The sequence below is a fragment of the Pseudomonas sp. IPO3774 genome (assembly GCF_013386835.1).
GTDB lineage: Bacteria > Pseudomonadota > Gammaproteobacteria > Pseudomonadales > Pseudomonadaceae > Aquipseudomonas.
On record NZ_JACAQY010000052.1, the window covers coordinates 1 to 19,507 of the forward strand.

Consider the following 19,507-nt stretch of genomic DNA (forward strand, 5'->3'; position numbering starts at 1 on the left):
CTGGCTTGCCTGCGATGCAGGTGACTCGGTGTATCTGCCAGACCGAGGCGATGCCATCGCAGGCAAGCCAGCTCTCACATTGGTCGGGTTTCCAAAGAGAAATAGCGGTGTTTTTCCAAGCAAAAAAAAGAGACCCGAAGGTCTCTTTTTCCACACGGGCAGCCTCTTACAGGCTGGAAATCCGTGCGTGTTGCTCCGCCAGCTTGCCCAAAGCCTGTTCAGCTTCAGCCAGTTTGGCGCGTTCTTTCTCGATCACTTCAGCCGGAGCCTTGTCGACGAACGCCGCGTTGGACAGCTTGCCGCCCACCCGCTGCACTTCGCCTTGCAGGCGCAGGATTTCCTTGTCCAGGCGCGCCAGTTCGGCACCCTTGTCGATCAGGCCGGCCATCGGCACCAGCACTTCCATCTCGCCCACCAGTGCGGTGGCGGACAGCGGTGCTTCTTCGCCAGCGGCCAATACGGTGATCGACTCCAGCTTCGCCAGCTTCTTGAGCAGCGCGTCGTTCTCGGTGAGGCGACGCAGGTCTTCGCTGCTGGCGTTCTTCACGAACACGGCCAGTGGCTTGCCCGGACCGATATTCATCTCGGCGCGGATGTTGCGCGTACCCATCATCAGGGTCTTGAGCCACTCGATATCGCTTTCGGCTGCCTCGTCAATGCGGGCTTCGTTGGCCACCGGCCAAGGTTGCAGCATGATGGTCTTGCCGTCTTTGCCGGCCAGCGGCGCGATGCGCTGCCAGATTTCTTCGGTGATGAAGGGCATGAACGGATGCGCCAGGCGCAACGCCACTTCCAGTACGCGCACCAGGGTTTGACGGGTGCCGCGCTGACGTTCGATCGGCGAGTTCTCGTCCCACAGCACGGGCTTGGACAGTTCCAGGTACCAGTCGCAATACTGGTTCCAGATGAACTCGTACAGGGCCTGCGCCGCCAGGTCAAAGCGGAACTGGTCGAGTTGACGGGTCACTTCGGCTTCGGTGCGCTGCAGCTGGGAGATGATCCAGCGGTCTGCCAGGGACAGCTCGATGGTCTCGCCGTTCTGGCCGCAGTCTTCGCCTTTATCCAGTACGTAGCGCGCGGCATTCCAGATCTTGTTGCAGAAGTTGCGATAGCCTTCGACGCGGCCCATGTCGAACTTGATGTCGCGACCGGTGGACGCCAGCGAGCAGAAGGTAAAGCGCAGGGCGTCGGTGCCGTAGCTGGCGATGCCATCGGCGAACTCGTCGCGGGTCTGCTTCTCGATCTTCTTCGCCAGTTTCGGCTGCATCAGGCCCGAGGTGCGTTTCTGCACCAGGGTTTCCAGGTCGATGCCGTCGATGATGTCCAGCGGGTCCAGGACGTTGCCCTTGGACTTGGACATCTTCTGGCCCTGGCCATCACGCACCAGGCCGTGCACGTACACGGTCTTGAACGGTACCTGCGGGGTGCCGTCTTCGTTCTTCACCAAGTGCATGGTGAGCATGATCATCCGGGCAACCCAGAAGAAAATGATGTCGAAGCCGGTGACCAGCACGTCGGTGGAATGGAATTTCTTCAGGAACTCGGTCTGTTGCGGCCAGCCGAGGGTGGAGAAGGTCCACAAGCCCGAGCTGAACCAGGTGTCCAGTACGTCGTTGTCCTGTTGCAGCGTCACGTCCGCGCCAAGGTTGTGCTTGGCACGTACTTCGGCTTCGTCGCGGCCCACGTAGACCTTGCCCGACTCGTCGTACCAGGCCGGAATCCGGTGGCCCCACCACAGCTGGCGGCTGATGCACCAATCCTGGATGTCACGCATCCACGAGAAGTACATGTTTTCGTACTGTTTCGGCACGAACGCGATGCGGCCGTCTTCCACGGCAGCAATCGCCGGCTCAGCCAGCGGCTTGGTGGACACGTACCACTGGTCGGTCAGCCAGGGCTCGATGATGGTGCCGGAGCGGTCGCCCTTCGGCACTTTCAGGCCGTGGTCGTCAACGCTTACCAGCAGGCCGGCGGCGTCGAAGGCGGCAACGATCTGCTTGCGCGCCTCAAAACGGTCGAGGCCCGCGTATTCAGCCGGGATCTTGCCGTCGATGCTCTCGTTCAGCGTGCCGTCGAGGTTGAACACCTGGCAGGCCGGCAGAACAGCGGCGTTTTTGTCGAAGATGTTCAGCAGCGGCAGGTTATGGCGCTTGCCGACTTCGCAGTCGTTGAAATCGTGGGCCGGGGTGATTTTCACGCAGCCGGTGCCGAATTCAGGGTCGCAGTAGTCGTCCGCGATAATCGGGATGCGACGGCCAACCAGCGGCAGCTCGACGAACTTGCCGATCAGCGCCTGGTAGCGTTCGTCGTTCGGGTTAACCGCGACGGCGGCATCACCAAGCATGGTTTCCGGACGGGTGGTGGCGACGATCAGGTAATCATTGCCTTCGGCGGTCTTGGCGCCGTCAGCCAGCGGGTACTTGAGGTTCCACAGGAAACCTTTTTCGTCGTGGTTTTCCACTTCAAGGTCGGAAATCGCCGTGTGCAGCTTGGTGTCCCAGTTGACCAGGCGCTTGCCGCGGTAGATCAGGCCGTCTTCATGCAGGCGCACGAAGGCTTCCTTCACGGCTTCCGACAGGCCGTCGTCCATGGTGAAGCGCTCGCGGCTCCAGTCGACGGACGAGCCCAGTCGACGGATCTGACGGCTGATGTTGCCGCCGGACTGATCCTTCCATTCCCAGATTTTCTCGAGGAATTTCTCGCGGCCCAGGTCGTGACGGTTCTGGCCGGTGGCTTCCAGTTGGCGTTCCACCAGCATCTGGGTGGCGATACCGGCGTGGTCTGTACCTGGTTGCCATAGGGTATTGCGACCCTGCATGCGGCGGAAACGAATCAGGGCATCCATGATCGCATTGTTGAAGCCATGGCCCATGTGCAGGCTGCCAGTGACGTTCGGTGGCGGAATCATGATGGTGTAGGCATCGCCCGCGCCTTGCGGAGCGAAATAATTCTCGGACTCCCAGGTCTGGTACCAGGAAGTTTCAATAGCGTGCGGCTGGTAGGTCTTATCCATGCGCGGCGGGACCCTAGTTGGCATTAATTCAGGAAAGCCGACAAGTATAACGGGGGATAGGGGAGAGGGGTAGGAGCGAGCTTGCTCGCGAAAAACCTGAGGGCGGCGCGTTCATTCAGGATGTACGCGTTATCGTTCACGCCCTTCGCGAGCAAGCCCGCTCCCACAGGGGATATGTGTCAGCCTTAGTTCTGGTACTGGCTCAACAACCGTTCCATGCGCGCATCCAGCCGGCGCTTGATTTCGGTTTCGATATGCGGGGCAAAATCGTCGATCACGTCTTGCATGATCAGTTGCGCGGCGGCGCGCAGTTCGTTGTCCAGGTGCAGCAGCAGGGCGTCGGGGGCTTTTTCGGCGGCCGGTACGGCAACAGCCGCAGCCGGCGCAGCTTGTACCACGGGCGTTTCGACAGGTTCCGGCGTAACCGGCTTGCCACCCACCATATCGAACAGCAGGGGAATTTGTACGTCACCGTTGACCGCATCGGTAAGCAATGGCGGTTGCAGGTCATCATCACCGAGCAGCTTGCGGATCGACTCAAGGTCGTCCAGCAGGTGGTCAGAGTCTTTTAGCGGGTTTGGAGTGTCCATCGTGTGCTCAAAGTCGTTGTAGCCGGTGATCTTGCAGAGAATAGCCCTGTTCGCGGTAGAAACGGAAACTCTCCCGCGCGGCCTGACGAATAGCCGGGTCTTCCACCACCACTTCCGCCACGCGGGCGAAACCCTTGGCGAAGGCCGGTACTTTCAGGTCAAGGTTGACCAGCAGGTCTGTGTGATCGCCGCAGCTGTCGCCCAAACCCAGTACCACCAGGCCTTCCGGTTCTGATTCGGCGGGACCGTGGGGCACGAAGCTTTCGCCCTTGAAGCGCCACAGGCGGGCGTCGAGGTCGTCACGCTGGGCGGCATCGCTGCAATGCAGGTAGATACGGTGGCCCATGCGCCAGGCTTTTTCGGTGAGCTTGCAGGCAAAGTCCAGGCGCGCGGAAGGATCGGCGCTGGGCAATATATAAAAGTCGACTTGGGTCATTGCGGTTCCTGAGCCCCGGGCGGCTTTACAGGCGCCCGGGGATCTTCATTTTCAGGCTTTGGCGCGGTCCAGCAGGTACTGGGTCAGCAATGGAACCGGACGGCCAGTGGCGCCCTTGTCCTTGCCGCCGCTGGTCCAGGCGGTGCCGGCGATGTCCAGGTGGGCCCAGTTGAAGTTCTTGGCGAAACGCGACAGGAAGCACGCCGCAGTGATGGTGCCGGCTTTCGGGCCGCCAATGTTGGCGATGTCGGCGAACGGGCTGTCCAGCTGTTCCTGGTACTCATCGAACAGCGGCAGTTGCCAGGCGCGATCGTCTGCAGCCTGGCCGGCGCTGAGCAGTTGGCCGATCAGTTCGTCGCTGTTGCCCAGCAGGCCCGACGTGTGGGCGCCCAGGGCAACCACGCAGGCACCGGTCAGGGTGGCGATGTCGATCACGGCTTGCGGCTTGAAGCGCTCGGCGTAGGTGAGGGCGTCGCACAGCACCAGGCGGCCTTCGGCGTCGGTGTTGAGGATTTCCACGGTCTGGCCGCTGAGGGTGGTGACGATGTCGCCCGGACGGGTCGCGCCGCCGCTCGGCATGTTCTCGGCGCAGGCCAGGATGCACACCAGGTTGATCGGCAGCTTGAGTTCCAGCACGGCACGCAGGGTGCCGAACACGCTGGCGGCGCCGCCCATGTCGTACTTCATCTCGTCCATGCCCAGGCCCGGCTTGAGGCTGATGCCGCCGGTGTCGAAGGTGATGCCTTTGCCGACCAGGGCAAATGGCTTCTCGGACTTCTTGCCGCCGTTGTATTGCATCACGATCAGGCGTGGCGGCTGGTCGCTGCCCTGGCCCACGGCATAGAACGAGCCCATGCCCAGTTCCTTGATCTTCTTCTCATCCAGGACTTCGACTTTCAGGCCCTTGAACTCCTTGCCCAGCGCCTTGGCTTGCTCGCCCAGGTAGGTTGGGTGGCAGATGTTCGGTGGCAGGTTGCCCAGGTCACGGGTGAACGCCATGCCGCCGGCGATGGCCTGGGCGTGGGTCACGGCGCGTTCGACTTCAGCCTGGGCCGCCTTGATGGTCAGCAGGGTGACTTTCTTCAGGGCGCGGGGTTCGGCCTTGGTGCTCTTGAACTGGTCGAAGACGTAGCCGCCGTCCAGCAGGCTTTCGGCCAGCAGGCGGGTCTTGCCGTAGCTGTCGCGGCCCTTGACCACGACTTCGTCCAGCGCCAGGGCCGCGTCGGTGCCGCCCAGGCCCTTGAGGGTGTTGAGGATGCCGGCGATGATCTTGCGGAACGGACGGTCGCCCAGTTCGGCGTCTTTACCAACGCCCACCAGCAATACGCGGTCGGCTTTAAGGTTAGGCAGGCTTTGCAGCAGCAGGCTTTGGCCGACCTTGCCGGCCAGGTCGCCGCGCTTGAGGACTGCGCTGATGGCGCCGCCGCTCAGTTCGTCCAGTTGCTTGGCGGCAACGCCGAGCTTGCGGCCTTCGCCGACAGCGACCACGAGGGTGGCGGTTTTCAACGTTTCGGGGCTAACGCTTTTTACAACCAGTTCCATTTTCGGGTCCCTTATAAAGGTCAGTGAGCCAGGAGTCTGTACTCCGGCTTGTAAGCTTGGCAGCCTGTAGGCCGCCCGCGACAAAGGCCGCAGTTTGAACCTCGCCGCCCGAGCCTGACAACCCTTGCGGGCAGCTTTGTGTACGCGTATGAGCAAGCTCCGTGACAGGTGCGGTCAATCACAGGATAATGCGCCATCTTTTTAGCCGGCCTGCAGCAATGGGTCGACTCGATATGCTTGCTTGTTTGGCCGCCTTAGCCTGACAACCCTGGAGTGTCTGGTTTGATCGTCTTCCGTTATCTATCCCGCGAAGTCCTGTTGACCCTGAGTGCCGTGAGTGCGGTATTGCTGGTCATCATCATGAGTGGTCGCTTCGTCAAATACCTCGCCCAGGCTGCCTCGGGTGCCCTGGATCCGGGTTCGCTGTTCCTGATCATGGGCTTTCGCCTGCCGGGCTTCCTGCAGTTGATCCTGCCATTGGGCCTGTTTCTCGGGATTCTGCTGGCCTACGGCCGCTTGTACCTTGAAAGCGAAATGACCGTGTTGTCGGCCACCGGCATGAGCCAGCAACGTTTGCTGGCCATGACCATGGTTCCGGCCACCGGTATCGCGCTGGTGGTGGCCTGGCTGAGCTTGAGCCTGGCACCCCAGGGCGCCATGCAGTTCCAGCTGGTGCTGAACAAACAGGACGCCATGACCGAATTCGACACCCTGGAGCCGGGCCGCTTCCAAGCGCTCAACGACGGCACCCGGGTGACCTATACCGAGCAAATGTCGGATGACCGTGCCAACCTGGGAGGGGTGTTCATCTCCCAGAAAAACCTCGGCCAGAACCAGAAAGACCGTGGTATTTCGATTCTGGTGGCCGACAAGGGGCGCCAGGAAGTGCGTCCGGATGGCAGCCGTTACCTGATCCTGGAAGATGGCTATCGCTATGACGGGAGCCCCGGTCAGGCCGATTACCGCGCAATCAAGTACGACACCTATGGCGTGATGCTGGCCCGGCCGGATGTCAGCGATGAGGTCACCGACCGCGACGCGATCCCGACCCCAGACCTGATCGGCAGCAAGGAACTGCGTTCGATCGCCGAGCTGCAATGGCGGATTTCCCTGCCGTTGCTGGTGTTTATCGTGACCTTGATGGCAGTGCCGCTGTCCCGGGTCAACCCGCGCCAGGGCCGCTTCCTCAAGCTGCTGCCGGCGATCCTGCTTTATATGGCGTACCTGACCATCCTGATTTCCGCCCGCGGCTCCCTGGAGAAGGGCAAACTGCCGCCGGCCCTTGGGTTGTGGTGGGTCCACGGGGTCTTCCTGGCCATTGGCCTGGGGCTGCTTTATTGGGAACCGATGCGGTTGAAGATGCGGAGTCGTCGCAGCGTGAAGGAGATGGCCCGTGGTTAAGCTCGACCGCTACATTGGTAGCAGCGTCCTGGTCGCAATCCTTGCGGTATTGGGCATTATTCTGGGGCTGGCCTCGTTGTTCGCCTTCATTGATGAAGTCGGCAACGTCAGCGATACCTACACCGTCACCGACGTCCTGAGCTACGTGGCGCTGACGGCGCCCCGTCGCCTGTACGACATGATGCCGATGGCTGCGCTGATCGGCTGCCTGATCGGCCTGGGCAGCCTGGCCAGCAACAGCGAGCTGACCATCATGCGCGCGGCGGGTGTTTCCATCGGTCGCATCGTGTGGGCGGTCATGAAGCCCATGCTGTTGCTGATGGTGGTCAGCGTGCTGATCGGTGAATACGTGGCGCCTCCAGCCGAGTCCACGGCCCAGGCCAATCGTGCCCTGGCCCAGGGTTCGGGCGATGCCCAGAGCTCCAAGCATGGCCTGTGGCACCGCCAGGGTGAGGAGTTTATCCACATCAACGCCGTGCAGCCGGGTGGCTTGCTGGTGGGTGTCACCCGGTACCACTTCGACAAGGAACGTCACCTGCTGTCGTCGAGCTTCGCCAAACGTGCGCAGTACGCCGACGAAAAGTGGCAATTGAGCGATGTGACCACCACCTATTTCCGTGATATCGGCAAGGGTGCGGCATCGACCACCGAAGTGATCAATGTGCCGACGGAGCAGTGGGATATTTCCCTCAAGCCCGAATTGCTGAATACCGTGGTGATGATCCCGGAAAGCCTGCCTATCTCCGGCCTGTGGGGGTATATCCATTACCTCAAGGACCAGGGCTTGAACAACGGCCGTTACTGGCTGGCGTTTTGGGTCAAGGTGTTGCAGCCGGTGGTGACGGCCGCGCTGGTGCTGATGGCGATCTCGTTCATCTTTGGCCCGTTGCGTTCCGTGACCCTCGGCCAGCGCGTGTTTACCGGCGTACTGGTGGGTTTCACCTTCCGTATCGCTCAGGACCTGCTGGGGCCGTCCAGCCTGGTATTCGGTTTCTCGCCGCTGTTTGCGGTGCTGGTGCCGACCGCCATCTGCGCCGTGGCCGGCTTCTGGCTGTTGCGTCGGGCCGGTTGAGCCCGCGCTTATGAACAAAAAATGCCCCGTTCGAACGATCGGGGCATTTTTGTTCTTGGTCGCCATGGATGACGTCTGGTCTGCGCATCAGGTACAATTCCCGGCTATTTTTCAGCGGGCAGTCTGCCTGCAGCCTTTTTGAGTGTTGATCCGTGAGTGATTTGAGTCATATCCGCAATTTCTCCATCATCGCCCACATTGACCATGGCAAGTCGACGCTGGCCGATCGATTCATCCAGATGTGCGGCGGCCTTGCCGAGCGTGAAATGGAAGCCCAGGTGCTGGACTCCATGGACCTCGAGCGCGAGCGCGGGATCACCATCAAGGCCCACAGCGTAACCCTGTACTACACCGCCAAAGACGGTATCAAGTACCAGCTCAACTTCATTGACACCCCGGGTCACGTCGACTTCACCTATGAAGTCAGCCGTTCCCTGGCGGCCTGCGAAGGTGCGTTGCTGGTAGTGGATGCGGGCCAGGGCGTTGAAGCCCAGTCCGTGGCCAACTGCTACACCGCCATCGAGCAAGGCCTGGAGGTGATGCCGGTGCTGAACAAGATCGACCTGCCACAGGCCGATCCGGACCGCGTCAAGGAAGAGATCGAGAAGATCATCGGCATTGACGCCACCGACGCCGTCGAGTGCAGCGCCAAGACCGGCCTGGGCGTCGACGAAGTGCTCGAGCGCCTGGTCAAGACCATTCCAGCTCCCACCGGCAACTACGAAGATCCGCTGCAAGCGTTGATCATCGACTCCTGGTTCGACAACTACCTGGGCGTTGTTTCCCTGGTACGCGTGCGCCACGGCCGTGTGAAGAAGGGCGACAAGATCCTGGTCAAGTCCACCGGCAAGATCCACCTGGTGGACAGCGTCGGTGTATTCAACCCGAAGCACACGGCTACCACTGATCTGAAAGCCGGCGAAGTAGGCTTCATCATCGCCGGTATCAAGGACATCCACGGTGCACCGGTAGGTGACACCCTGACCTTGAGCTCCACCCCTGACGTCGACGTGCTGCCGGGCTTCAAACGCATCCAGCCGCAGGTTTACGCCGGCCTGTTCCCGGTCAGCTCCGACGACTTCGAGGATTTCCGCGAAGCCCTGCAGAAGCTGACCCTCAACGACTCGTCGTTGCAGTACACCCCGGAAAGCTCCGACGCCCTGGGCTTCGGCTTCCGCTGCGGGTTCCTGGGCATGCTGCACATGGAAATCATCCAGGAGCGCCTCGAGCGCGAATACGACCTGGACCTGATCACCACCGCGCCGACGGTTATTTTTGAACTGGCGCTGAAAACCGGTGAAACGATTTACGTCGACAACCCGTCCAAGCTACCGGATCTGTCTTCCATCGAAGACATGCGCGAACCGATCGTGCGGGCCAATATTCTTGTGCCGCAAGAGCATCTGGGCAACGTCATTACCCTGTGTATCGAAAAGCGTGGCGTACAGCACGACATGCTGTTCCTCGGTACCCAGGTGCAAGTGACCTACGATTTGCCGATGAACGAAGTGGTCCTGGACTTCTTCGACCGTCTCAAATCCACCAGCCGCGGCTATGCTTCGCTGGATTACCATTTTGACCGTTACCAATCAGCTAATCTGGTGAAGCTGGATGTACTGATCAACGGCGACAAGGTGGATGCCCTGGCGCTGATCGTGCACAAGGACAACGCGCACTACAAAGGTCGCCAGTTGACCGAGAAGATGAAAGAACTGATTCCGCGCCAGATGTTCGACGTCGCGATCCAGGCCGCCATCGGCGGGCAGATCATTGCACGGACTTCCGTCAAGGCACTCAGAAAGAACGTACTGGCCAAATGCTATGGCGGCGACGTCAGCCGTAAGCGCAAGCTGCTCGAGAAGCAAAAGGCCGGTAAAAAACGCATGAAGCAAGTGGGTAACGTGGAAATTCCACAAGAAGCCTTCCTTGCGGTGCTCAGGTTGGATAGTTAGGTCCTATGTCACTAAATTTCCCGCTGTTGCTGGTCATCGCCGTTGCCGTTTGCGGTCTATTGGCGTTGCTCGATCTGGTGTTCTTCGCCCCGCGTCGCCGGGCAGCCATCGCGTCCTATCAGGGCAGCGTCAGCCAGCCCGATGTGGCGGTGATCGAGAAACTGAACAAAGAGCCGATGCTGGTTGAATACGGCAAGTCGTTCTTCCCGGTGTTGTTCATCGTGCTGGTGCTGCGTTCGTTCCTGGTGGAACCGTTTCAGATCCCTTCGGGCTCGATGAAACCTACCCTGGACGTGGGCGACTTCATCCTGGTGAACAAGTTTTCCTACGGGATCCGCTTGCCGGTGATCGACAAGAAAGTGATCGAGATCGGTGACCCGCAGCGCGGCGATGTGATGGTGTTTCGCTACCCAAGCGACCCGAACGTCAACTACATCAAGCGTGTAGTGGGCCTGCCGGGCGACGTGATTCGCTACACCAGCGACAAGCGCCTGTTCGTCAACGGCGAGTCGGTGGCAGAAAAACTGATCGGCTCCGAGCCGAACACCCTGGGCAGCGCCGAGCTGTACCAGGAAAAACTCGGGGCGGTAGAGCACGAAATCCGCAAGGAGATGAGCCGCTACCGTTCGCCGCCTGACAACCAGTGGACAGTGCCTGCCGGGCACTACTTCATGATGGGCGACAACCGCGACAACTCCAACGACAGCCGCTACTGGGATGACCCGAATATTCCCAAGGACCTGCTGGGCATGGTCCCCGACCAGAATATCGTCGGCAAGGCCTTCGCGGTCTGGATGAGTTGGCCGGAACCCAAGCTCAGCCACCTGCCGAACTTCTCGCGGGTCGGGCTGATCAAGTAATCCATGCGGCGCTGTGAACACAGCGCCGAATGCTTTTCTGGGGCTTGGACAAAACCAGGCCCCATGCAGCAACCACCAGGATTTGAATTTGAACACAGCGTTAATCGTCGCAGGCCACCGGTGCCTCGAACTGAATGTGGGTAAACCGTGAGCGTTTCTCTAAGCCGTCTCGAGCGCCAGCTCGGCTACACCTTCAAGGATCAGGAATTGATGATCCTTGCCCTCACACACCGCAGTTTTGCCGGGCGTAACAACGAGCGCCTGGAATTCCTCGGTGATGCCATCCTCAATTTCGTCGCCGGCGAAGCCCTGTTCAATCGCTTCCCGCTGGCCCGCGAAGGCCAGTTGTCGCGCTTGCGTGCGCGCCTGGTGAAAGGCGAGACCCTGGCTGTACTGGCCCGTGGTTTCGACCTGGGTGATTACCTGCGCCTGGGCTCCGGCGAGCTGAAGAGCGGCGGTTTCCGTCGCGAGTCGATCCTGGCCGACGCCCTTGAGGCACTGATCGGCGCGATCTACCTCGACGCGGGCATGGAAGCGGCGAAAGAGCGCGTCGTCGCCTGGCTGTCGACCGAAATCGAAAGCCTGACGCTGGTAGACACCAACAAAGATCCAAAGACCCGCCTGCAGGAATTCCTGCAGTCCCGTGGTTGCGACCTGCCGCGTTACGAAGTGGTGGATATCCAGGGTGAACCGCATTGCCGAGTCTTCTTCGTCGAATGCGAAATCACCTTACTGAATGAAAAAAGCCGAGGTCAGGGTGTGAGCCGTCGTATTGCCGAACAGGTAGCGGCCGCTGCAGCACTGATTGCCCTGGGCGTGGAGAATGGCCATGACTGATTCAACCGCAACTCGCTGTGGCTATGTTGCCATCGTCGGCCGTCCGAACGTGGGCAAGTCCACGTTGCTGAACCACATCCTGGGACAGAAGCTGGCGATCACCTCGCGCAAGCCCCAGACCACCCGCCACAACATGCTGGGCATCAAGACCGAAGGCGCCGTACAGGCTGTCTACGTTGATACCCCGGGCATGCACAAAGGCGGCGAAAAGGCCCTCAACCGCTACATGAACAAAACCGCTTCGGCCGCGTTGAAAGACGTCGACGTGGTGATCTTCGTGGTCGACCGCACCAAGTGGACCGACGAAGACCAGATGGTTCTGGAGCGCGTGCAGTACGTCACCGGCCCGTTGATCGTCGCGTTGAACAAGACCGACCGCATCGAAGACAAGGCCGAGCTGATGCCGCACCTGAGCTGGCTGCAGGAACAACTGCCGAACGCCCAGATCATGCCGATCTCGGCCCAGCACGGGCACAACCTCGAAGCCCTGGAACGTGTGATTGCTGGCTACCTGCCGGAGAACGAACACTTCTTCCCGGAAGACCAGATCACCGACCGCAGCAGCCGTTTCCTCGCCGCCGAACTGGTACGCGAGAAAATCATGCGCCAGATGGGTGCCGAGCTGCCGTACCAGATCACCGTCGAAATCGAAGAGTTCAAGCAGCAGGGCAAGACCCTGCATATCCATGCGTTGATCCTCGTTGAGCGTGACGGCCAGAAGAAAATCATCATTGGCGACAAGGGCGAGCGCATCAAGCGCATCGGCACCGAAGCGCGCAAGGACATGGAGTTGCTGTTTGATTCGAAGATCATGCTCAACCTGTGGGTGAAGGTTAAGGGTGGTTGGTCCGATGATGAGCGTGCGTTGCGTTCGTTGGGTTACGGCGACCTGTAACAGGTCTCCGGAACACCGCAGGACAAATGTGGGAGCGGGCTTGCTCGCGAATGCAGGGTGTCAGTCACCAGATGTGTTGACTGACACCCTGCATTCGCGAGCAAGCCCGCTCCCACATTGGATAGTCGTTGTTTTCCAGACCGTGTTCCCGCAGCGAGAACCCCATGTCTCAAACCCCACCCACCGGCCAACCCGCCTACGTCTTGCACAGCCGCGCCTACCGCGAGACCAGCGCCCTGGTGGACTTCCTCACGCCCCAAGGCCGCCTGCGCGCGGTCTTGCGCAGTGCACGCGGCAAGGCCGGCACCCTGGCGCGGCCCTTCGTGGCCCTGGAAGTGGAGTTTCGTGGACGCGGCGAGCTGAAGAACGTCGGCCGCATGGAAGCTGCCGGCGCCTCCAACTGGCTCAACGGTGAGGCGCTGTTCAGCGGCCTCTACCTCAACGAATTGCTGATCCGCCTGCTCCCCGCCGAAGACCCGCACCCCGGCGTCTTCGATCATTATGCCGCCACCTTGCTCGCCCTCGCCGAAGGCCGTCCCCTGGAGCCGCTGCTGCGCGCATTCGAATGGCGCCTGCTGGATGACTTGGGCTACGGCTTTGAACTGAGCAACGACCTGCACGGCGAGCCCATCGCCGCCGACGGCATGTATCGCCTGCAAGTGGACGCAGGCCTGGAGCGGGTCTACCTGCTGCAACCCGGCCTGTTCCAGGGCACCGAATTGCTCGCCATGAGCGAAGCCGACTGGACCGCCCCCGGCGCCCTCTCCGCCGCCAAGCGCCTGATGCGCCAAGCCTTGGCCGTGCATCTGGGCGGTCGGCCACTGGTCAGCCGCGAGTTGTTTCGAAAGCCCTGACATCCCCGTGTATGCTGTGCAGCGATTCCTTCCCTCTTCAGGAGCGCTTTTCGTGACCACCAGCAATCGCATTCTTCTCGGCGTGAACATCGACCACGTAGCCACCCTGCGCCAGGCCCGGGGCACCCGTTACCCGGACCCGGTCAAGGCCGCGCTGGACGCCGAAGAAGCGGGCGCCGACGGCATCACCGTGCACCTGCGCGAAGACCGGCGCCACATCCAGGAGCGCGACGTGCTGCTGCTCAAGGACGTGCTGCAAACCCGCATGAACTTCGAAATGGGCGTCACCGAGGAAATGATGGCGTTCGCCGAGCGCATTCGCCCGGCGCATATCTGCCTGGTGCCGGAAACCCGCCAGGAACTGACCACCGAAGGCGGCCTCGATGTGGCTGGCCAGGAAGCGCGGATCAAGGCTGCCGTGGAGCGCCTGTCGAAGATCGGCAGTGAAGTCTCGCTGTTCATTGATGCCGATGAGCGCCAGATCGAAGCTTCGCGCCGTGTCGGTGCCCCGGCCATCGAACTGCACACCGGCCGTTATGCCGACGCGACCACGCCGACCGAAGTTGCCGACGAATTGCAGCGCATCATCGACGGCGTCAACTGCGGCCTGGGCGAAGGCCTGATCGTCAACGCCGGCCACGGCCTGCACTACCATAACGTCGAAGCCGTGGCTGCGATCAAGGGCATCAACGAGCTGAACATCGGCCATGCACTGGTGGCTCATGCGCTGTTCGTCGGCTTCAAAGGCGCCGTCGCCGAGATGAAAGCCTTGATTCTGGCCGCCGCCAAACATTAAAAGAGCGCTGAAGATCCAATGTGGGAGCGGGCTTGCTCGCGAAGGCGGCGTGTCAGGCGATGCATGAGTAACAGACCCACCGCCTTCGCGAGCAAGCCCGCTCCCACACAAGCCCGCTCCCACATGTGGCAATGCGAACCCTTACTGTTTAGGTGATGCCGGTGTATGGTATCTGCCCTTTGCGGGTCTCGGACCCGCGGCAGATACGTGAGGTTGTTGTGTCCCAATCGTTTTCCCGTCGACAAATCCTGGGTGGTCTTGCCGGTCTCGCGGTGGTGGGCGTCGGTGCCGGTGGCGCCTATCGCTACTGGCTCGGGAAGGTGGCCGAGGCCGAGGCGGGGCACGATTACGAGCTGATCGCCGCGCCGCTGGACGTGGAGCTGGTGCCGGGGCACAAGACCCAGGCCTGGGCCTTCGGCCCTTCGGCGCCGGGCACCGAGTTGCGAGTGCGCCAGGGTGAATGGCTGCGGGTACGCTTTATCAACCACCTGCCGGTCGCCACCACCATCCACTGGCATGGCATACGCCTGCCGCTGGAAATGGACGGCGTGCCGTATGTCTCGCAATTGCCGGTACTGCCGGGCGAATACTTCGACTACAAATTCCGCGTGCCCGATGCCGGCAGCTATTGGTATCACCCCCACGTGAACAGCAGCGAAGAACTGGGCCGTGGCCTGGTGGGCCCGCTGATCATCGAGGAGCGCGAACCCACCGGTTTCAAGCACGAACGCACCCTGAGCCTGAAAAGCTGGCACGTGGACGAAGAGGGCGCCTTTGTCGCCTTCAGCATTCCCCGCGAAGCGGCCCGGGGCGGCACCGCCGGACGCCTGTCGACCATCAATGGCGTGTCCCAGGCGGTGATCGATTTGCCGGCCGGGCAGATCACCCGTGTGCGCCTGCTCAATCTCGATAACACCCTGACCTATCGCATCAACATCCCCGACGTTGAAGCGCAGATCTATGCCCTGGACGGCAACCCCATCGAACCGCGCCCGCTGGGCAAGGAATACTGGCTCGGCCCTGGCATGCGCATCTGCCTGGCGATCAAGGCGCCGCCCGCCGGTGAAGAATTGTCGATCCGCAACGGCCCGGTACGCCTGGGCACCTTCCGCTCGGTGGCCAGCACCGACAGGGCGACCGAATGGCCGCCTGCGTTGCCGGCGAACCCGATTGCCGAGCCGGACCTGGCCAATGCCGAGAAACTCAACTTCAATTTCGAATGGGTTGGATCGGTCTCGGTGAACGTGGACAATAAGCCACCGAGCCTGTGGCAGATCAACGGCCAGGCCTGGGACATCACCGACAAGACCTGCGCCGACCGCCCGATTGCCAAGCTTGCAAAGGGCAAGAGCTACATTTTCGAATTGAAGAACATGACCCAGTACCAACACCCGATCCACCTGCACGGCATGAGTTTCAAGGTCATCGCCTCGAACCGCCACAAGGTGATTCCGTACTTCACCGACACCTACCTGCTGGGCAAGAACGAGCGTGCCCGCGTGGCGCTGGTGGCGGATAACCCGGGTGTCTGGATGTTCCACTGCCATGTGATCGACCACATGGAAACCGGCCTGATGGCCGCCATCGAGGTGGCGTGATGCGCCAGTTTCGCCCCACGGCGATTATCGACCGCAGCCGCGACCAGGACTTCATGCGTGAAGCGCTGGCCCTGGCTGCCCAGGGGGCCGCGCTGGGCGAAGTGCCGGTGGGCGCGGTGCTGGTGCAGGATGGCGAAGTGATCGGGCGCGGCTTCAACTGCCCCATCAGCGGCAACGACCCCAGTGCGCATGCCGAGATGGTCGCGATTCGGGCCGCTGCTCAGGCTGTCAGTAATTATCGACTGCCGGGCAGTACGCTCTACGTCACGCTGGAGCCGTGCAGCATGTGCGCCGGGCTGATCGTGCATTCACGGATTGCCCGGGTGGTGTACGGCGCGCTGGAGCCCAAAGCCGGGATCGTACAAAGCCAGGGGCAGTTTTTTACCCAGGGCTTTCTCAACCATCGGGTGCTGTATGAAGGCGGGGTGTTGGCCGAGGAGTGCGGGACGGTGTTGAGCGAGTTCTTCAAGGCGCGAAGAGCCAAAGGCTGACGCGATACCCTGTGGCGAGGGAGCTTGCTCCCGCTGGGCTGCGTAGCGGCCCCAAAATCTGGGGAGCGCTGCGCACTCCAACGGGAGCAAGCTCCCTCGCCACAACAGCAGTCTTATTTCTTCAACACAACAGCAGTCTTATTTCTTCGCGACAATCACCGCCCGCATCGGCGCCGGCAGCCCTTCGATGGTCTTGCTGTGATCTTCAGGGTCCAGGAAGTCGCTGAGGGACTGATACTTCATCCACTCCGTACCGCGCTGTTCCTCGACCGTGGTCACGCTCACGTCCACACAGCGCACCTCACTGAAGCCCGCACGTCGCAGCCACAGCATCAGCGCCGGCACCGACGGCAGGAACCAGACGTTGCGCATCTGCGCGTAGCGGTCTTCCGGCACCAGCACTTGCTGCTGATCGCCTTCAACCACCAGCGTCTCCAGCACCAGCTCCCCACCCTTGACCAGGCAATCCTTTAGCGCCAGCAAATGCTCGATGGGCGAGCGGCGATGGTAGAACACGCCCATGGAAAATACCGTGTCGAAGCCTTCCATGTTCGACGGCAGGTCTTCAAACGGGAACGGCAGGTGCCAGGCCTTGGGCGTCGGCAGATAACGCTGCACCGCCTGGAACTGGCAGAAGAACAACCAGTTCGGGTCGACGCCAATCACACTGTCGGCGCCGGCGCCGAGCATGCGCCACATGTAATAGCCGTTGCCGCAGCCCACATCGAGGATCCGTTTGCCCTTGAGGTCCAGGTGCGGCGCGACCCGTGACCACTTCCAGTCCGAGCGCCATTCGGTGTCCACGTGCACGCCGAACAGATCGAACGGCCCCTTGCGCCACGGGCAAAGGCCCATCAGCGCAGTACGCATTTGCGCACGGGTGCCGTCGTCGCAGTCAGTATCCAGCACCAGGCCATTCAGCAGGTCGATTTCACTGGGCATGATCTTCGGCAGCGCATCCAGCGCGCTCTGCCAGCGTTCCAGGTCGCCATGGCCTTTTTCCATCTTTGCATCGAGTTGCGCTTGCAGGCCCTGGGCCCAGACGGCCAGGGGAGTGCCGACCAGATGGCGGGCGAGGGGAGACAGATCAATCATGGCAAGGCAATCAACGAAGCAAAGTTAAGACACTGGAACCACGGCACGACTTTCGAGAACCCGGCCGCCAGCAGGCGTTCGCGGTGTTCTTCGAGGCTGTCGGGCTTCATGACGTTTTCGATGGCGCTGCGCTTCTGGGCGATTTCCAGTTCGCTGTAGCCGTTGGCACGCTTGAAGGCGATGTGCAAATCGGTGAGCAGCGCATGTTCTTCCGGATCATTGAAGCGCAGCTTTTCCGAAAGGATCAGCGCGCCGCCCGGTAGCAGCGACTGGCGAATGCGCGAGAGCAAGGCAAGGCGTTGTTCGGGGGCGATGAATTGCAGGGTGAAGTTCAGCGCCACTACCGAAGCCGGCTGGAATTGCAGGGCGAGGATATCGCCCTCGATCACCTCCACCGGCAGCAACTCCTGGAACATCGAGTCCTGGCCGTTGAGGTATTCGCGGCAACGCTCGACCATCGCCGCCGAGTTATCCACCGCGATCACCCGGCAACCGTCGGTGCGCACGTGACGGCGCAGGGCCTGGGTCACCGCGCCGAGGGATGAACCGAGGTCGTAGAGCACACTATTGGGCTGGGCAAACTGCGCCGCGAGTACGCCGAGGTTCTCGACGATGGTCGGGTAGCCGGGCACCGAGCGCTTGATCATGTCCGGGAAAACCCGCACCACGTCTTCGTTGAAGGCGAAGTCCGGCACCTGGGGCAGGGGCTGGGCGAATAGGCGATCGGGTTCTTTGCTCACGGCTGTTCCGGCGACGAAGGGGGAAAGCCGGGCATTTTAGCGTAGGAGCTGGCTTGCCGGCGATGTTCGTTAACGATGACGCGTACTTTCTGGATGAACGCGGCAACTGTGGGTTTTTTCGCTGGCAAGCCAGCTCCTACAGGTTGACGGTTTTTTTCTGAGGAAAGGAAGAGGCCGTAATGCCCCACTGCCCCAGCCAGTAGCTGACAATCAGCAAATACGGCGCCGCTTCAAACGCCACCACAAACCGATTGATCCCGATCAGCGTGTCGGAAAACACGAACGACGCCGCACCTGCGGCCGCCAGGTATGCCGAGCGCTTGGGCACGCCGCTGCCCAACCGCGCAAGCGCTCGCCACAGCATCGCGCTGATCACCAGCGCATACACCACCACCGGCACCAGCAATGGGCCCAGGCCATGGGAAATCAGAATGCTCAGCAAGATCGCGCCCACCACCAGCGCCAGTACCAGCGGCAAAATCGCCGGGCGGCGGCAGTCGCTCAAGTAGGCTTTCAGGTACGCCAGGTGTGCGAACAAAAACGCACCGAGGCCGAAGATGAACAGGTCGCCGGGCCAGGCCAGCAGCACATCGCCCACCAGGGAAAAAATCAGCCCCAGGCTGATCCAGCGTCGATAGTCGGTGGGCGGCGCATCATGCAGCCAGCCCAGCAGCGCCAGTACCGGCAATGGCTTTACCAACAGGCAGAGCAGGGTGGCGTGGGTGCTCAGGCCGTAGATAAAGGTTACCGCCCCCATCAACGCAAGGATCATCCATGGCATATCAGTTCACCGTAATGGCGCAGTCGAAGGTTTCGGCCGGTTCAGCTTCCGGCTCCCAGGGTTGTTGTGAGGTGAGGCGCAAACGGCCCTGGCCGGCGTTGAAGGCCTGGAAGCGCCAGGTGGATTGGCCGCCACTGCCGACCACGCCGGTGTCGTCGGTGTTGCTGTAGACCTCGGGGCTCAGGCTGCGCAGCACGCCGCCGGCCGAGTCCTGGATGGCCCAGCGGTAACCGGTGGTGGGATTGCTGGGCAGGGTCAGGATCAGGTTTTGCCCGGTCTTGAGTTGCAGCGGGCAGGCGCTCTGTTTTTCCACGGTGACGTTTTGCTTCGGCGCACTGGCGCAGGCGGCGAGCAGGCAAAGGCTCAGGGGGAGAAGCAGACGGGCAGCGGTCATGGGGGCTCCGTTGTTTGGCGACGAAGGGCGAGCATAACCGAAGATGAGACAAGGTGTGACAGATGGCGTTGTGTTGGCTGCACCGGCCTCTTCGCGAGCAAGCCCGCTCCCACATTCGACCGCATTCCAAAGCATGGACTCGGTCAAGTGTGGGAGCGGG

At 61.4% G+C, this 19,507-nt stretch carries 18 protein-coding genes; 10 read left to right on the forward strand and 8 right to left on the reverse strand.

Annotated elements, in window-relative coordinates; all coding sequences use genetic code 11:
* Positions 1 to 166: 166 nt before the first annotated feature.
* The 4 genes from HYE77_RS24895 to HYE77_RS24910 form a co-directional block, all read right to left on the reverse strand.
* Positions 167 to 3,013 carry a valine--tRNA ligase gene (locus tag HYE77_RS24895; protein WP_177069688.1) on the reverse strand — a complete coding sequence of 949 codons (2,847 nt, stop codon included), beginning with the start codon at positions 3,011 to 3,013 and terminating at the stop codon, positions 167 to 169.
* 185 nt (positions 3,014 to 3,198) lie between these two features.
* Positions 3,199 to 3,603 (reverse strand): hypothetical protein, encoded by a 405-nt coding sequence (locus HYE77_RS24900; protein ID WP_003210448.1) that lies wholly within the window; start codon positions 3,601 to 3,603, stop codon positions 3,199 to 3,201.
* Between the two features lie 7 nt (positions 3,604 to 3,610).
* The gene (locus HYE77_RS24905) at positions 3,611 to 4,039 is read right to left on the reverse strand and encodes a DNA polymerase III subunit chi (RefSeq protein WP_102605183.1); all 429 of its coding nucleotides are present in this window, start codon (positions 4,037 to 4,039) and stop codon (positions 3,611 to 3,613) included.
* A gap of 51 nt (positions 4,040 to 4,090) precedes the next feature.
* Positions 4,091 to 5,581 carry a leucyl aminopeptidase gene (locus tag HYE77_RS24910; protein ID WP_003210444.1) on the reverse strand — a complete coding sequence of 497 codons (1,491 nt, stop codon included), beginning with the start codon at positions 5,579 to 5,581 and terminating at the stop codon, positions 4,091 to 4,093.
* A gap of 282 nt (positions 5,582 to 5,863) precedes the next feature.
* Here HYE77_RS24910 and lptF point away from each other — a divergent pair, with 282 nt between their 5' ends.
* The 10 genes from lptF (at position 5,864) to tadA (ending at position 16,337) form a co-directional block, all read left to right on the forward strand.
* Entirely contained in the window at positions 5,864 to 6,982 is a 1,119-nt protein-coding gene (lptF, locus tag HYE77_RS24915; RefSeq protein ID WP_003210442.1) for an LPS export ABC transporter permease LptF, read from the forward strand.
* A complete protein-coding gene (lptG, locus tag HYE77_RS24920; protein WP_003210440.1) occupies positions 6,975 to 8,054 on the forward strand; it encodes an LPS export ABC transporter permease LptG in 1,080 nt (359 codons plus the stop codon). The genes lptF and lptG overlap by 8 nt, the downstream gene beginning before the upstream one ends.
* Positions 8,055 to 8,206: 152 nt before the next feature.
* Complete coding sequence (gene lepA, locus HYE77_RS24925) at positions 8,207 to 10,006, forward strand: translation elongation factor 4 (protein ID WP_003210439.1); 1,800 nt, start codon at positions 8,207 to 8,209, stop codon at positions 10,004 to 10,006.
* A gap of 5 nt (positions 10,007 to 10,011) precedes the next feature.
* A complete protein-coding gene (lepB, locus tag HYE77_RS24930; RefSeq protein ID WP_003210437.1) occupies positions 10,012 to 10,866 on the forward strand; it encodes a signal peptidase I in 855 nt (284 codons plus the stop codon).
* Between the two features lie 147 nt (positions 10,867 to 11,013).
* Positions 11,014 to 11,703 (forward strand): ribonuclease III, encoded by a 690-nt coding sequence (gene rnc / locus HYE77_RS24935; protein WP_003210434.1) that lies wholly within the window; start codon positions 11,014 to 11,016, stop codon positions 11,701 to 11,703.
* Complete coding sequence (gene era / locus HYE77_RS24940; RefSeq protein WP_003210432.1) at positions 11,696 to 12,598, forward strand: GTPase Era; 903 nt, start codon at positions 11,696 to 11,698, stop codon at positions 12,596 to 12,598. The genes rnc and era overlap by 8 nt, the downstream gene beginning before the upstream one ends.
* 164 nt (positions 12,599 to 12,762) lie before the next feature.
* Entirely contained in the window at positions 12,763 to 13,452 is a 690-nt protein-coding gene (gene recO, locus HYE77_RS24945) for a DNA repair protein RecO (RefSeq protein WP_003210428.1), read from the forward strand.
* Between the two features lie 52 nt (positions 13,453 to 13,504).
* On the forward strand, positions 13,505 to 14,248 hold the full coding sequence (gene pdxJ, locus HYE77_RS24950) for a pyridoxine 5'-phosphate synthase (RefSeq protein WP_003210427.1): 744 nt from the start codon (positions 13,505 to 13,507) through the stop codon (positions 14,246 to 14,248).
* A 218-nt stretch (positions 14,249 to 14,466) separates the two neighbouring features.
* Positions 14,467 to 15,846, forward strand: coding sequence for a multicopper oxidase family protein (locus HYE77_RS24955; protein WP_177069690.1), 1,380 nt, complete (start codon positions 14,467 to 14,469; stop codon positions 15,844 to 15,846).
* Complete coding sequence (gene tadA, locus HYE77_RS24960; RefSeq protein WP_003210422.1) at positions 15,846 to 16,337, forward strand: tRNA adenosine(34) deaminase TadA; 492 nt, start codon at positions 15,846 to 15,848, stop codon at positions 16,335 to 16,337. The genes HYE77_RS24955 and tadA overlap by 1 nt, the downstream gene beginning before the upstream one ends.
* Before the next feature lie 138 nt (positions 16,338 to 16,475).
* Here the strand turns inward: tadA and cmoB are convergent, their stop codons facing one another.
* The 4 genes from cmoB to HYE77_RS24980 form a co-directional block, all read right to left on the reverse strand.
* On the reverse strand, positions 16,476 to 17,432 hold the full coding sequence (cmoB, locus tag HYE77_RS24965) for a tRNA 5-methoxyuridine(34)/uridine 5-oxyacetic acid(34) synthase CmoB (protein ID WP_177069692.1): 957 nt from the start codon (positions 17,430 to 17,432) through the stop codon (positions 16,476 to 16,478).
* Entirely contained in the window at positions 17,429 to 18,172 is a 744-nt protein-coding gene (gene cmoA / locus HYE77_RS24970; protein WP_093201534.1) for a carboxy-S-adenosyl-L-methionine synthase CmoA, read from the reverse strand. The genes cmoB and cmoA overlap by 4 nt, the downstream gene beginning before the upstream one ends.
* Before the next feature lie 136 nt (positions 18,173 to 18,308).
* Complete coding sequence (locus HYE77_RS24975) at positions 18,309 to 18,953, reverse strand: lysoplasmalogenase (RefSeq protein ID WP_003210415.1); 645 nt, start codon at positions 18,951 to 18,953, stop codon at positions 18,309 to 18,311.
* Position 18,954: 1 nt separating this feature from the next.
* Positions 18,955 to 19,347, reverse strand: a complete 393-nt coding sequence (locus HYE77_RS24980) for a protease inhibitor I42 family protein (protein ID WP_003210413.1) — start codon at positions 19,345 to 19,347, stop codon at positions 18,955 to 18,957.
* Between the last annotated feature and the right edge of the window lie 160 nt (positions 19,348 to 19,507).